Origin of the sequence: Bacteroides sp. 41_26, from assembly GCF_949740115.1 — a bacterium.
Taxonomy (GTDB): Bacteria; Bacteroidota; Bacteroidia; order Bacteroidales; family Bacteroidaceae; genus Bacteroides; species Bacteroides nordii.
In genome coordinates, this window is sequence record NZ_CATJGZ010000117.1 from 1 (window position 1) to 15,474 (window position 15,474).

Consider the following 15,474-nt stretch of genomic DNA (forward strand, 5'->3'; position numbering starts at 1 on the left):
GGCAAAGATAATGGTAGAGGAAAAAACAAAAATAGCAACGCGCTGAATAGCAATAGATTACAAAAAATAATAAATGTACACTTTTTTTATTGAAAACAAGTAAGGATTGATGATAACAAAAAAATAGAAATGGGAAAATACGCACAAAAGCCAAAGCCCATATCCCCCCAATTAAATGTATACGAAAGACCTCAAACAAAGAAACAATTCAAAGAGATTTCTTCATAGTCAACTGATTCTCATCATCCAGACGTTGATAGGAAACTTCATTCATAATACGACGGATGAGAAAAATACCAAATCCACCAATAGGACGTTCTTCAATCGAAAGTGTCAAATCAGCATCAGCCACCACGGTAGGATCAAAAAAATATCCTCTATCCGTTAATAAAAAAATAAGCTGATTTTCATCAAAACTAACTTTTAATAAAATATCATGTGGTTCTTGAACCGGATAAGCATACATAATCACATTAACAACGGCTTCTTCCAAAGCCAGATTTATATTCATTTCCGTCTCTATAGGCAGAGCTAACTCTTCACATAAGTCTTTTACAAAATCAACCAAAACAGTGATTTCTTTTAAATCATTAGTTATTCTTAATTCTTTTTCCATGGTACTATTCTTTTGGGTCAAGTATTTCAGGTTTGTAACATATTAATAATACAGTCAGATCATCACTGGGTTCGGCTTCCTGCACATGTTGCGCAACCGAACCGACTACGGTATTTACCGTCGAACGCGCATCTGACCGAGGAGTATTCGCAGACAGAATTTTCAATAATCTTTCGTCACCATATAATTCTTTAGAGATATTCTCAGCCTCAGTCACACCGTCGGTATAAAGGAACAGTTTATCCCCTTTTTCTAAAATGATTTCATCGTCAGTATATATAAAATCATTAATAACACCTACAAAAAGATGAGTTTTCAAATCTAAAAACGAAACATTGCTACCAGATCGAATTAATATCGGTGGATTATGCCCCGCATTACAAAGTTTTAAACAACCCGTTCGTAAATCAAGAATTCCAACTATCAAAGTAACAAACATACTAGATTCATTACTGTCAGAGATCGAATTATTCATCTTTGTTACGATATCAGCCGGAGATAATACCTGTTGCGACAAAGTACGAAATAAGCTACGAGTTATAGCCATGAATAAAGAAGCTGGAACACCTTTACCCGACACATCTCCTATAACAAAAAAGAGTCGTTCGTTATCAATAAAAAAGTCATAAAGATCACCACCTACCTCACGTGCAGGACGCAAAATTGCATGAATATCTACATCATCACGATTAGGATAAGGAGGAAATACTTTCGGAATCATATTCATTTGTATCTCATGAGCAATAGATAGTTCACTTTCAATACGCTCTTTCATTGCAGTTGTTTGCTGTAATTCCGATACATACGTTGACAAAGAATGTTGCATATAAGCTAAAGAATCATGCAAATCTTTTATTTCATCATTCGAATTGACTTCGGGAAGCATTACATCAAAGCAACCTGTTGCAATGGCGCGTGCCGATTCCGAAAACTTCTCTAATGGCCGCACCAACCTACGGATTATACTATATATAAGTAAAAACAAAACCAGCATGATTGTCAAAGAGGCACATATAAAAAGGTACAAAGTAGAGTCTAACTCATGCAAAATGATAGATCCCGGACAAACTGTACAAACCGACCATCCTGTATTGGCAATAGTAGTATAAAATGCATATGAATCCTTCCCTTTATCATAAAATCTCACAGTTCCGGAGTGCCCGGCCAACATTTCATGACCGATATATTCCAACTGGGAATTCTGTGTATCAAAAGCCTCAGAAAAAATAGTCTCATTCATTATTTTCGTACGATCAACATGCGTCAGAAAGCCACCATTGCGACTAAGCAAAAAGGTATGACTAAATTCATAAGGCTTTAGTTTCCCTACCATATCAGTAAATTGCGACAAAGATATATTAGCAATAAATACGGCATATATTTCACCATTTACATCATAAAGCGGCATTGAGTAAGTACCTACAATAGTATTTCCTCCCCCGGCATCATAGTAAGGTTCACTCCAATAATTCTGTTTAAGTAGTTTGGGGATCAGATACCAATCCATACAAGGATAATCATAATCCTGACTACCCAGTACCTGATAGACAATTTCCCCATCTTTTCCGTTTCGAAAAGAAGCATAGGGCATAAAATATTTCCCTTTTCTCTTATAATAATCAGGGACAAAAGCAATACCACTCCCCACAATAAGATCATTCTCCCTTACTACAGCAGTAACAATCCGGTACAACGAGTCGGGATTATTCAGATTCGCTTCCAGCATCCAGGTTGATTGTTTCATTGTTGTTTCCACTGTCAGCAACTGTGCACTGATTTGCGTAGACATATTATTCAGCACTCCATGAGTATAATCTACTGCATGCTCTATTATTTTATCACGACTGTAGGTATAGAACAAGAGTATTATAACAACAAAAACAGCCAACGTAAACGAAAGCACATAGATGCTTAATTGAGTCGCAAAAGATTTACAAAAGATATATTTCATAAAAACATGCTTATTTTACAAAATCTTCATAACTAATATGGTTACTCTTTTGCACATCCTCGGGCAACAGATGATTCACAGCACAGTTGAACCCTTCACGACTCAAATGATAAGTGCGCTTACCAGTCCGCCTACCAACTTGTAAACGGAGTACTTCTTCAAGCATCTTACGCTGATGATAACGGTTTGTACCTACATTACAACGATGAACTTGCTCCATAACGATATCAAGCGTTTCTTCCCGGTGTTCATTAACCCATATCCACCCCCGAATACTTGCACGTACTAATTTACGAACAGCTTCCGGATGTTGGTATAAAAATTCTTCAGTAATATAGAGTCCATCTTCAGGCAAATTATATCCATAGTCAGCAAAGCGCAAAGTACAGGTAGAATCTATTTTCATTCCACATTCAATCAGTTGCGGATATTCATTAAAACTTCCTACCAAACAAATATCAACAGCTCCGGAAAGGAAAATATTAACGCCACTATTAAAACGAACCCATTCTACTTGCAAGTTGTAAAAACGAGCTATCTGATCAAGCAATTTCTGGCTCAAGTGATTCCAAACAGCTATTTTCTTATGTTGTAATGATGAAATACCCTTCAAAGGTGAACGACTTACCAACATTAAATTATTTTCCTGTGAAGTCTGCATTATATTCACGACGCGTGCGCCTCCCATAGCTCTTTCCGTAAGAGCATACGAAAGGTTCATTACTACCGCCTGCGCCAAACCTTTATCTAAAAAAGAAAAAGAGCTTTCCGAAATAAACGGATGGCGAATGTGCACCTCAAGCCCTTCTTCTTTATAAAAGCCCATCTTTTCTGCCACATAATACCCTGCAAACTGTGCTTGGGCAGTCCATTTGGGAGTAATAGTTATAGATTGGGCATTTACTTCAATAACAAAAAATGTCAATAATGACAATAGACCACTTGCTAAATGGATTTGTTTCATTTGTGTATGATAAATTCAACGGATGGTAAAAAGAGAAGAACACCCTGTCATATCAAATATCTTACGAATCTCGGGCTGAACAGCCTCGACCGCAAGACATCCATTATGCAGAGAAACGCTCTTTTGTAATATTATAAAGCTTCGAAGTCCGGAACTACTAATATATGTCATACCTTCACAGTTAATTATAATATTAGGAGTAGTATCTGCAAGCAAAGGCTGGATAACAACATTAAAATCATTGGCATTAATCGTATCCAGTCTGCCTTCTATAGCCAGCACGGTAACGTCTTCTATTTTACAAAGATTTGTTTTCATTGTTGCCTCTTGCCTCGGAAGCACATCAATCCTTTTCATCAATGTTAAATGATTCAATGTACCAATTGTACGATAGCTAACTTCATCCATCGTACGGCGAATAAGGCAAAATCGTAATCCTTCGGTGAGACGTTGCTCTAAAGACATAGTGACATCCGGACTTTCTGCCTGGATAGGATCAAACGAAATACCATCGTCTATAATTAAAAAGGTAAGAACTTGCGAGCTGACTTTAACCCGAAGCACTATTTCGCCTTTTCTACTTGTCGGATAAGCATGATTTATAATATTGATGATCGCTTCCTCAATAGCAAGATTTATACTCATCGTCACACAAGAACTTAACTGTAATGATAACGATAATTCCTCGATAAACTGAGTGATCTTAGCAATTTCACTCGAACTATTACTGATGATAATTTCTCTTTCCATATTTTTTAGATAACGTATCATATACATTTTAATAATTGTCTTGATTGTGACTAGCCGTCAAAGGTATTCGTTGAAAGTCATATAGCGAAATCTGTCCCAATAAAAAGCTTCCCATATCAGCGTATCAGACAAAGTGGGACAACTTTCCAAGTTAAGCATAGTCCCATTTTAGCTAAAGTCCCCTAAATGGGACGCATTTTAAAGAAGGATCACTTTGCTATATTCCCGAATGACTTACTTTTGCCACAAAATTAAAAGGTAAAGATGGTCAGTGTAATCATGTTGTGTTTTGAGTTATTGCTTGATGCTATTGGCTTAGTAGCAGGAATCATTGTTTTTATACGCTCTTCCGGCAACAGCATTCAGCGATCATGGGGTATGTTGGCTATCTTCCTATCTCTTCTTCTTTTGTATGACAATACGGAATGGATATGGCTTTTTAATAAAGATGTCCAAAGAATGCCATTATTCACGGAAGTACCTTTAAACCACCTGTCGTTATGGCATATCGTACGCACTGTCGTCTTCTTTCAACTCTTTTCAATCTTCCCCATCGCTTCACTAAAACCGGGATGGATGAATCTGACGAGAATACTTAATTTATGTATTCCCATTTTACTCATTATATGCATTGCATGTTGCTACGAGTTATTTAACGGACAATATACAATCCTCAAATCATTCGCTGATATCAAACAAAACATAACCCGCCAGGATGTTACCATGCGACTATTACTATTCATAGTAAGTGTTGTAGCGCCTTCTATTAATTTTCTCTTTCCTTATTTAAGGCAGTGGCTTCCAGTCCGGCGAAAACAAAGCAGGGGTATGACAACTTATATGGTTTGCTTTGGACTAATAATGTCCGGATACATCTGGCTAATGTTAGGAACCAGCGGACTTAGCTTTAACCTATTCGGGTATTTTGTTATCTTACCAACTATTTATCTGAATATATTGTATATATATAATGGAGACCCACTCTCGCTGCCTCCATTACCAGTAGAGAATCTACAATCGGAAGAGATAGAAGCTATTAAAGAAATAGAAGTATCCCCAATAGTACTTGAACTTAGTAATCATTTGCAAATGCTGATGAAACAAGACCGACCTTTTATTAATCCACAATATTCTTTACAGGATTTACTTAAAAGTCTAAATACCAATGAAAGCAGACTTAACAAAGCCCTGCACTATGATGGTTTTTCCGGATTCAGAGATTATATAAATTTTCACCGGTTACAATATTTCAAAGAACAAGCTATGGAAAAAAAAGAATTAACAGTCAAAGAGTTAATGTTTAAAAGTGGATTCACTTCACGTTCCAGTTTTTACCGTTATTTCTCCAATATCGAAAAAATGTCTCCAAGTGAATACATGGAAATGCTTCAAAAAGAGAATAAAGCAGTTTCCACTTAACAAATAAGTATTTTTGTTATTGTTAAATCAGATACATCTGAAAACAAAATTCTTTAGCCCCTGTTACTTAAGCAACTTAATATTTATAACCTAAACTTTAAAATTATGGCTAAAGAAAGTGTGAAAATCCTGCAAGGAAAGCTCGATGTAAAAAGTTTAATTGATCAACTGAACGCTGCATTATCCGAAGAATGGTTAGCATACTATCAATACTGGATAGGTGCATTAGTAGTTGAAGGTACTATGCGTACCGGCGTACAAAGTGAATTCGAAGAACATGCCGAAGAAGAGCGTCAGCACGCACAGTTACTAGCCAATCGTATCATTGAACTAGAAGGTGTTCCGGTACTTGATCCTAAAAAATGGTTTGAATTGGCCAGATGCAAGTATGACACACCAACCGAGTTTGATTCAGTCAGCTTACTAAATCAGAATGTAGCCTCTGAACGCTGCGCTATCCTCCGCTATCAGGAAATTGCAAACTTTACCAATGGTAAAGATTATACTACATGTGATATCGCCAAGCATATTCTGGCTGAAGAGGAAGATCATGAACAGGATTTGCAGGATTATCTGAACGACATTGCCAAAATGAAAGAATCTTTTCTGAAGAAATAAGTAGTAGTTTCTTTAAGAGTGGGAAGAGGGAGTTATTCTGTAAAAGGAATAGTCCCTCTTTTTTCTATAAGTAATACATCACAATATAAATGATTATTGGGCGGGGTATTATTGAAACGCGGATGAACGCAGATTTTCTGTAAAGAATATTGTTTTCAAATATCACACAACAATCTAATTCGTGAAAATCTACGATCATTTACGCTTTATTTGCGTTTTAATAAATTCGTATTTATAGAGTATACTCATTTTGAATCAGTACTTATCACTTACAGAATATAAAAAAAATAGAGAGAGAACTGAATTATATAACAACAACATCACATTATTAAAAGCGGAAGAATCACCCGAAAACAACATTAATTTCCTTTATATCTGTGACAAAACAAAAAACTATGCGACTTATGGGATAAATATCAACTCAATTATTTATCTTTGTTAGCTTTAAGAAGAGCTGGCATAAAAAACAATAAATACAATGAAAGATTTCTTTAAATTTACGCTTGCTACAGTAACAGGTATCATACTGTCAAGCATTGTTCTGTTTTTCATCGGTATTATGGTGATTTTCGGAATCGTTTCATCATCTGACACAGAAACAGTGGTGAAGAAAAACTCAGTAATGATGCTCGACCTAAATGGTACCTTGGTAGAACGTACTCAGGAAAGCCTGGAAGGTGTACTCTCCATGCTCACAGGAGACAATTCAAATGTCTATGGTCTCGATGATATCCTTACTTCCATTAAAAAAGCAAAGGAGAATGAAAACATCAAAGGAATCTACATCCAAGCTTCTGCATTAGGTTCTCCGTATGCTTCTCTACAAGCCATTCGCAATGCATTGACCGACTTCAAAGAAAGCGGAAAGTTTATCGTAGCTTATAGCGATGGATACACACAGGGACTTTACTACCTGTCCAGCGTAGCTGATAAAGTAATTCTGAACCCAAAAGGTATGATTGAATGGCGAGGAATTGCCTCCGCCCCAATATTCTACAAAGACTTATTGCAAAAGGTAGGTATCGAAATGCAAATATTTAAGGTAGGCACTTACAAATCAGCTGTCGAACCGTTTATCGCAACTGAAATGAGCCCGGCCAACCGTGAGCAAGTAACTGAATTTATCGGTTCTATCTGGGGACAGGTTGTAAGTGGCGTATCTGCCTCTCGTAATATATCACCAGACTCACTGAATGCTTATGCAGACCGAATGCTGATGTTTTATCCCGCCGAAGAAAGTGTAAAATGTGGGCTGGCAGATACACTTATTTATAAAAATAATGTACGCGACTATCTCAAACAACTTGCAAATGTTGATAAAGACGACCGTCTGCCTATATTAGGCCTTGATGATATGATTAACGTAAAGAAGAATGTTCCAAAAGATAAAAGCGGTGATATTGTAGCTGTCTACTATGCATCAGGAGAAATCACAGATCAGTCAGGCTCGGCTGCTTCCGAAGATGGTATCGTAGGCAACAAAGTAATTCGCGACTTACGCAAGCTTAAAGATGATAAAGATGTAAAAGCAGTTGTATTACGCGTAAATTCTCCGGGTGGTAGTGCTTTTGCTTCCGAACAAATATGGCATGCCGTAAAAGAGCTGAAGGCCGAAAAACCGATTATCGTTTCAATGGGTGATTATGCTGCATCAGGTGGTTACTATATTTCTTGTGTAGCCGACACAATTGTTGCCGAACCCACCACCCTGACCGGTTCTATCGGAATCTTTGGTATGGTGCCCAATGTGAAGGAACTTGCTGATAAAGTAGGGATAACTTATGATGTAGTAAAAACCAATAAATTTGCCGACTTCGGAAACCTCATGCGTCCTTTCAATAATGACGAAAAAGCACTCATGCAAATGATGATAACCGAAGGGTATGATACATTCCTTACCCGCTGCGCCGAAGGCCGTCATATGACCAAAGAGGCAATTGGAAAGATTGCCGAAGGCCGTGTATGGACAGGTGAGACAGCAAAAAAGCTCGGCCTTGTTGACGAACTGGGTGGTATAGACAAAGCGCTCGACATCGCTGTAAAGAAAGCTAATCTCGATGGTTATACCGTTGTTTCTTATCCGGAAAAGAAAGATTTCCTTTCTACTCTGCTTGATACGAAACCGACCAATTACGTAGAATCACAATTGATGAAAAGCAAACTGGGTGATTATTATAAAGATTTCAGCTTACTGAAAAATTTAAGCGAACGCTCTATGATACAAGCCCGTGTTCCGTTTGAACTGAATATTAAGTAAACCATTCTGCATGGAAGAAAGCTTTATCAAGATACATAAATGGCTCTACCCTCTTTCGTTCCTTTATGGAACAGGAGTAGCCTTACGAAACAAACTCTTTGACTGGGGATACCTCCGGTCAAAGAGTTTTGACGTTCCTGTCATCTGCATCGGCAACATTGCCGTAGGAGGAACAGGTAAAACGCCACATACCGAATATCTGATAAAGTTACTTCACCGTGAATATCAGGTTGCCGTATTAAGCCGGGGCTATAAGCGTCGTACAAAGGGATATATATTATCTACCCCTGAAAGCAATGTACGCAGTATCGGAGATGAACCATTTCAGATAAAATCTAAATTTCCCGATATACGGGTAGCTGTGGATGAAGACCGTTGTCATGGCATTGAACAGCTTTGCACATTGGACAATCCTCCTGTCGAGGTTGTTTTGCTTGATGACGCTTTCCAACATCGTTATGTTAAGGCCGGATTCAACATTTTACTGACGGATTATCACCGTCTGTTTTGTGATGATGCATTATTACCAGCAGGCCGTCTACGCGAGTCTATTCAAGGAAAGAACCGGGCACAAATAGTTATTGTTACCAAATGTCCACCCGACATCAAACCCATTGACTTCAATATCATTGCTAAAAGGTTGAACCTATTCCCATACCAGATGTTGTTCTTCTCGTCATTTCGTTATGGAAATCTGCAACCGGTATTTCCAGAGGTAGCAGGAAAAACAGAACAGAAGTTATCTTCCCTGCAAACAGATACACAGATATTGCTCCTTACCGGTATTGCCTCGCCAATTACTATCATCCAGGAGCTGGAAAGATATACATCGCATATAGATCTGCTGTCATTTGATGATCATCATAATTTTAATCAACATGATATGCAGCTCATTAAACAGCGGTTTGACAAGCTGAAAGGTGAACAACGGTTGATTATCACCACAGAAAAAGATGCTACCCGGTTGGTACATCATCCCATATTAGATGCGGAGTTAAAAAGACATATCTATGCGCTCCCCATTGAAGTAGAGATATTACAAAATCAACAAGATATTTTTAACCAACACATTATTGGCTATGTTAGAGAAAATACAAGAAACAGCAGCTTTTCTAAAAGGAAAGATGCATACAAGCCCTGAGACAGCAATCATCCTGGGTACCGGACTTGGTAGTTTGGCAAATGAAATCACTGAGAAGTATGAGATAAAGTACGAAGATATTCCTAACTTCCCTGTGTCTACTGTTGAAGGGCATAGCGGAAAGTTAATCTTCGGCAAATTGGGTAACAAAGATATCATGGCAATGCAAGGCCGCTTCCATTACTATGAAGGCTACTCCATGCAGGAAGTGACTTTCCCTGTGCGTGTAATGCGTGAATTAGGAATAAAAACACTATTCGTATCCAATGCCAGTGGTGGTACTAATCCCGCTTTTGAAATCGGTGATCTGATGATTATCACAGATCATATCAACTATTTCCCCGAACATCCGCTTCGTGGCAAGAACATTCCATATGGTCCCCGTTTCCCGGATATGAGCGAAGCATATGACAAAGAGCTTATCCGTAAAGCCAATGAAATAGCTAAAGAAAAAGGTATAAAAGTGCAGCATGGCATATACATCGGTACACAAGGGCCAACCTTTGAAACCCCTGCAGAGTACAAATTATTCCACATCCTCGGAGCTGATGCCGTAGGTATGTCCACCGTCCCTGAAGTAATTGTAGCTAACCATTGTGGTATCAAAGTATTTGGTATTTCGGTTGTAACTGACCTGGGTGTAGAAGGAAAAATTGTAGAAGTATCACATGAAGAAGTTCAGAAAGCAGCTGATGCAGCTCAACCGAAAATGACAACTATTATGCGCGAACTTATCAACCGCGCTTAATAAATTAAAGTCACTTCAATCTTAAATTACAAACAATCCCATGTGTTTATGACCAAATAGTGGTTATAAACACAGGAAATAAATCGTAAATTATAAATATATCGATGCGAACAGAAATAGCAACCCTGGGTGAATTTGGCCTAATCAAGCATCTCACTGAGGGTATTGAACTAAAAAATGAATCAAGCAAGTATGGAGTGGGCGATGATGCCGCCGTCCTCTCCTACCCTTCAGATAAGCAGGTATTGGTCACCACCGATCTGCTTATGGAAGGCGTACACTTTGACCTTACCTATGTACCTCTCAAACATCTCGGATACAAATCTGCTATCGTAAACTTCTCTGATATCTATGCGATGAACGGAACTCCGAAACAGATAACCGTGTCCCTCGCCCTCTCCAAGCGTTTCAGTGTAGAAGATATGGATGAGTTTTACGCTGGCCTTCGCCTGGCATGCCAACAATATCATGTAGACATTGTAGGTGGTGATACTACTTCTTCACTGACAGGGTTGGCTATCTGTATCACTTGTATCGGAGAAGTAGACAAAGATAAAATAGTCTATCGTAACGGTGCAAAAGAAACAGATCTCATCTGTGTCAGTGGCGATCTTGGTGGCGCCTATATGGGTTTACAATTGCTGGAACGTGAAAAAACCGTTTTTAAAGGTGAACAAGATGCTCAACCGGACTTTTCCGGTAAAGAATATCTGCTTGAACGTCAGCTTAAACCCGAAGCCCGCAAAGACATCATCGAAAAGCTAGCTGCTGCTAACATTGTCCCTACCTCTATGATGGACATCTCTGATGGGTTATCTTCCGAATTGCTACACATCTGTACTCAAAGTAATACCGGATGCCGTGTATATGAAGAACATATCCCGATTGATTATCAAACGGCTGTTATGGCAGAAGAATTTAATATGAATCTCACGACTTGTGCCATGAATGGTGGCGAGGATTATGAACTACTCTTCACTGTTCCTATTGCAGACCATGAAAAGATTTCAGAAATGGAAGGTGTACGATTAATAGGACATATTACCAAGCCAGAGCTTGGCTGTGCACTAATAACCCGAGACGGACAAGAATTCGAGTTAAAAGCACAAGGCTGGAACCCATTGCAAGAAGAGAAATAGGATGTAACCCACCAGATATCTGTCTGAAGATTAGCATTACTAATTGAATCTCTGGACCAATAAAACATCTTTAACAATAAAATTTACCCCGCCATAAAGAACTATGACGGGGTAAATTCTTAAAAAATGAGCTTCTTTGAAAGAGTTTTCTATAATAACTCACTTTTATTTCACGGAATTCTTTTATCCTCTAACTCCCATAAATTTGAAAGGTAACGCTATCTTAAACTCTTTGGCCGTATTCCCATGATACATTTCTCCATTAGCAATAGACAATTTAAGTACGGGAGCTCCTTCTGAGAAATCCAAATCCCGCAAATCCACCCAAAAAGTATTTGGAGTCAGACTTGACTCAAAAAAATATCTCAGACTTTTACTTTCCGAAACAGTCCTCCATTGTGTAGTAGAAATTTCGGGACTTTCAGGAGTTGATATACCGTAAGGCACAGAGGCATTACGGACAACACTAAATACACTGGCAACAGCTATCCTTTCATCATCAGTTTTCGGTAATGCATTAATATAGAAACTAGCTCTGGCAAAACGGTCGGCTGCGCGATTCGTTCCGGGTAAAAAGCTCAAACCTCCTATCGTTTTCCAGTATTCATTTAGTGCCAGCTGTTTGTCATAAGTAGGAGAATTAGTCATTACTTTATAATCTTTATTATGATATACAGTAAGTCTTCCACCTACATACTCAAAGATAGCACAATCACCCGTAACATCGGATATAGATAAATGCAATGTTGCTAAACGAGACCCATCCGGCATCATATCTGATACCACCTGAAAGGTATCTTCATCAATATAAGAAACGGCCTCTTCCACTGTTGCAAAATTATCCAGCATATATTGTACCCACGCTGTTATAGCAAGCCCCGGTTTATTTTTATCTCTTACCGGATATTGTGTTTCGGGTAACCAAAGTAAATTGGCAACTAGCCCTTTCTCATTCATCCCATCCGTACTGGCAATTTCAAAAGCAGAGGTTACTACGCTTCCATATCTCGACGTCCACTTCAACGAATTTGTTCCAGCTTCTCCGTTACGCATCATTCCTCTTGGAAATGCCCAAAGGTTACTATGCATTTCTGTTTTCCAGTCCATAGAGCGACCGGTTGCTACCATCCCATTTGTTCCTGAATAAACTACTCTTGTACACATAATTAAAGTTTTAGTTAATGGTTCATTTATTGGCTATTAATTCATGAAATTCAATCAAACCGAACTCCTACCATAAAATATAGCTATCATTCGTAATAAGAACAAAAAAGTCTATCAAAAAACGTTAGAATTAAGTTATTGAAATCTAATATTCTCCTTAATTAATAAGTAAATAAGAGAAAAGTAAAAAACAATATTTATATATTGAAGAAAATAAATTTAAAGAATCCGGATAAACTTTTTAATTCTGTTGTTATATAATAAAGTATCAAGAAAATAATGATTATGATATTAAGTAACCTTTTAATTATATTTACATTTTCTTTTATGGCTTTGTTTCCGGTAATAAATCCATTGGGAAATGGTTTTGTCGTTAATGATTTTCAGAACGAGCTGAATGATCATCAGCACAAAACAGCTATTCAGAAATTAATTATCAACTATATTCTGATCGGTATAGGTACTTTGGTGATAAGGCATTTATTTTTATTGATCTTTGGTTTGGCTATTCCTGTAATTCAGTTGGGAGGAGGGTTACTTATCTGTAAAACGGCAATGGAGTTATTATCCAATTCCGGTACTCCAAATAAATCTGATAAAAAATATATAATTAAAAAAAATGAACCATGAAAAGATTTTTTACATTCTTATTACTTTTATTTCTCATACTTATTCTCGTACTGATAGTAAGAACTTTCACCTATCAATTTAAGAAGATAGAAAAAACCGGAGATAATAAAGAAGTAGTGAATACTACTCCTTCTGAAAAAGCCATACGTCGTTTTGTCGGTGGAATACGTATTCCAACCATTAGTAATGAGTTCTATGAAGAAACCAATTTCAAACCTTTCGGAGAATTCATGAAATATCTGTCCGATTCTTATTCTGAGGTATATAAAGTAATGGACACAGATACCATTAATACATATGGCATGATCTTTCATTGGAAGGGAAAAAACGGTAATTTGAAACCGGTTTTATTCTTATCGCATTATGATGTTGTACCCGTAGCCGGCTATGATCCATCTACTATGATTCCTGCTGATACCATTTTTCAGTTGAATGACAAACCGTTACCTCCAATTCAGTCTTATGCTACCAAATGGGATTATCCACCATTTTCAGGAGCTGTAATAAATGGCCGTATCTACGGACGTGGAACGCTCGACATGAAATGTATGCTCTTTTCATTAATGGAAGGAGCTGATAATTTAATTGCTGAAGGTTTTCAGCCAGAAAGAGATATCTGGTTTGCTTTCGGACATGATGAAGAAGTAAGTGGACGTCAAGGAGCTGTAAAAATAGCAGAGTATTTCAAAAATAAAGAACTGAATTTTGACGCTATTTATGACGAAGGGGGTATTATTGCTGCTCCAAGTTCAGCTATAGAGTCTATTAAAGTTCCATTAGGCCTAGTTGGAACCGGAGAAAAAGGCTTCCTTACTTTACGTCTTACAGTAAAAGGAATGGGAGGACATTCTTCTATGCCTCCGAAAAAAAGTTCGTTAATCTATGCAGCAGAAATCATTGAGAAACTGAACAGTGACCAGTTTCCTGCACAAATTATTTCCCCAATTGCAACCTTCTTTGATAATGTCGGAAATGAGATGGGATTCTTTTCCCGTATGACAATAGCAAACCAATGGTTACTCAGACCGTTATTACTGAGAACAATGGAAAAATCTCCTGCATCCAATGCACTGGTTCGCACAACTACAGCTGTAACAATGGCTAAAGGTAGTGATGCTCCAAATGTTCTGGCTTCCGAAGCAGAAGTAACGGTAAATTTCCGCATCTTACCAGGTGATTCAGTTTCTGGTGTCATAGAACATGTGAAAAAACTATGTGAAGGTTACGATATCGCCATAGAGGTAATTTCTCAACGTGCCCCCTCAAATATTTCTCCGGAAAACGTAAGAGGCTTTGAAATTATAAAAGAAAAAGTAAATAAGATCTACCCTGACGCGATAGTTACTTCTTATATAACAATCGGTGGTACAGACTCTTATAAATATCAAACAGTAAGTAATGATATTTACCGCTTCATGCCTATATGTCTGAATCAGTACGAACAACGTACAATACACAATGAGAACGAATATATATCATTAGAGAATTTTGGAAAAATACAATGGTATTTTAAGGAGTTACTAAAAACTTATTAGACATTGATTCTTATAACCAGAAAGAATTTCTACACTAGTAAATAAAAGGCTATCTTAAAATTTAATTTTGGGATAGCCTTCCCCCCTATGGATAATGTTATAAAAGACAATGGCTATTACTTTTCTTCTATAAATATAGTTACATTATAATATCTTATATATAAATGAATTATCCAATGATTTATCTCCCTTATACATATATCAGTAGCATTTCATTAGGAGACTATAGAAAAATATAGTTACCGTTCCGATAACCTACAACACAACAAGTAATATACTCAATGAATAAGCCATAAACCAAATATTCTTTTCAATAAAATGAAATATTTTCATCAAATAGATAATTGATAATAAACACTGTAGCTATTTATCAGTGTTTTTTATTTCTCCTCCTCTTGCAAGATAAAAAAACTTTCGCTACCTTTGCAATCGCAAATAAGAAAGGTGCCATAGCTCAGTTGGTAGAGCAAAGGACTGAAAATCCTTGTGTCCCCGGTTCGATTCCTGGTGGCACCACTTGTAAAAAAGAGAGTTACTCAACA

At 37.4% G+C, this 15,474-nt stretch carries 12 protein-coding genes, 1 tRNA gene and 1 pseudogene; 9 read left to right on the forward strand and 5 right to left on the reverse strand.

Annotation, left to right across the window (positions count from 1 at the left end):
- Nucleotides 1-208 precede the first annotated feature (208 nt).
- The 4 genes from QX565_RS17415 to QX565_RS17430 are packed head-to-tail and all read right to left on the reverse strand — an operon-like array spanning nucleotide 209 to nucleotide 4,281.
- On the reverse strand, nucleotides 209-616 hold the full coding sequence (locus QX565_RS17415; RefSeq protein WP_289293704.1) for an ATP-binding protein: 408 nt from the start codon (nucleotides 614-616) through the stop codon (nucleotides 209-211).
- 4 nt (nucleotides 617-620) lie between these two features.
- Nucleotides 621-2,567, reverse strand: coding sequence for a SpoIIE family protein phosphatase (locus tag QX565_RS17420; RefSeq protein ID WP_289293705.1), 1,947 nt, complete (start codon nucleotides 2,565-2,567; stop codon nucleotides 621-623).
- Between the two features lie 10 nt (nucleotides 2,568-2,577).
- Nucleotides 2,578-3,531 (reverse strand): ABC transporter substrate-binding protein, encoded by a 954-nt coding sequence (locus tag QX565_RS17425; RefSeq protein ID WP_289293706.1) that lies wholly within the window; start codon nucleotides 3,529-3,531, stop codon nucleotides 2,578-2,580.
- A gap of 15 nt (nucleotides 3,532-3,546) precedes the next feature.
- Nucleotides 3,547-4,281: an anti-sigma factor antagonist gene (locus tag QX565_RS17430; protein ID WP_221651559.1), complete on the reverse strand. Its 735-nt coding sequence runs from the start codon at nucleotides 4,279-4,281 to the stop codon at nucleotides 3,547-3,549.
- 264 nt (nucleotides 4,282-4,545) lie between these two features.
- On the opposite strand from QX565_RS17430, the gene QX565_RS17435 reads away from it, so the two are divergent.
- The 6 genes from QX565_RS17435 (at nucleotide 4,546) to thiL (ending at nucleotide 11,603) form a co-directional block, all read left to right on the forward strand.
- Nucleotides 4,546-5,700 carry an AraC family transcriptional regulator gene (locus tag QX565_RS17435; RefSeq protein ID WP_289293708.1) on the forward strand — a complete coding sequence of 385 codons (1,155 nt, stop codon included), beginning with the start codon at nucleotides 4,546-4,548 and terminating at the stop codon, nucleotides 5,698-5,700.
- 105 nt (nucleotides 5,701-5,805) lie between these two features.
- Nucleotides 5,806-6,318 (forward strand): ferritin-like domain-containing protein, encoded by a 513-nt coding sequence (locus tag QX565_RS17440; protein WP_221651557.1) that lies wholly within the window; start codon nucleotides 5,806-5,808, stop codon nucleotides 6,316-6,318.
- A gap of 478 nt (nucleotides 6,319-6,796) precedes the next feature.
- Complete coding sequence (gene sppA, locus QX565_RS17445) at nucleotides 6,797-8,575, forward strand: signal peptide peptidase SppA (protein ID WP_289293709.1); 1,779 nt, start codon at nucleotides 6,797-6,799, stop codon at nucleotides 8,573-8,575.
- Between the two features lie 10 nt (nucleotides 8,576-8,585).
- Nucleotides 8,586-9,716 carry a tetraacyldisaccharide 4'-kinase gene (gene lpxK, locus QX565_RS17450; RefSeq protein ID WP_289293710.1) on the forward strand — a complete coding sequence of 377 codons (1,131 nt, stop codon included), beginning with the start codon at nucleotides 8,586-8,588 and terminating at the stop codon, nucleotides 9,714-9,716.
- A complete protein-coding gene (locus QX565_RS17455; protein ID WP_002562171.1) occupies nucleotides 9,655-10,464 on the forward strand; it encodes a purine-nucleoside phosphorylase in 810 nt (269 codons plus the stop codon). Before lpxK ends, QX565_RS17455 begins: the two co-directional genes overlap by 62 nt.
- A gap of 104 nt (nucleotides 10,465-10,568) precedes the next feature.
- The gene (gene thiL, locus QX565_RS17460; RefSeq protein WP_289293712.1) at nucleotides 10,569-11,603 is read left to right on the forward strand and encodes a thiamine-phosphate kinase; all 1,035 of its coding nucleotides are present in this window, start codon (nucleotides 10,569-10,571) and stop codon (nucleotides 11,601-11,603) included.
- A 183-nt stretch (nucleotides 11,604-11,786) separates the two neighbouring features.
- Here the strand turns inward: thiL and QX565_RS17465 are convergent, their stop codons facing one another.
- Nucleotides 11,787-12,767 carry a linear amide C-N hydrolase gene (locus QX565_RS17465; RefSeq protein WP_289293714.1) on the reverse strand — a complete coding sequence of 327 codons (981 nt, stop codon included), beginning with the start codon at nucleotides 12,765-12,767 and terminating at the stop codon, nucleotides 11,787-11,789.
- A gap of 285 nt (nucleotides 12,768-13,052) precedes the next feature.
- On the opposite strand from QX565_RS17465, the pseudogene QX565_RS17470 reads away from it, so the two are divergent.
- The 3 genes and pseudogenes from QX565_RS17470 to QX565_RS17480 form a co-directional block, all read left to right on the forward strand.
- A pseudogene (locus QX565_RS17470) lies at nucleotides 13,053-13,370 on the forward strand (MarC family protein); the annotation flags it as partial.
- A 23-nt stretch (nucleotides 13,371-13,393) separates the two neighbouring features.
- A complete protein-coding gene (locus tag QX565_RS17475) occupies nucleotides 13,394-14,932 on the forward strand; it encodes a M20/M25/M40 family metallo-hydrolase (RefSeq protein ID WP_221650532.1) in 1,539 nt (512 codons plus the stop codon).
- 443 nt (nucleotides 14,933-15,375) lie between these two features.
- Nucleotides 15,376-15,448: transfer RNA gene (locus QX565_RS17480), tRNA-Phe, on the forward strand.
- Nucleotides 15,449-15,474: the final 26 nt, after the last annotated feature.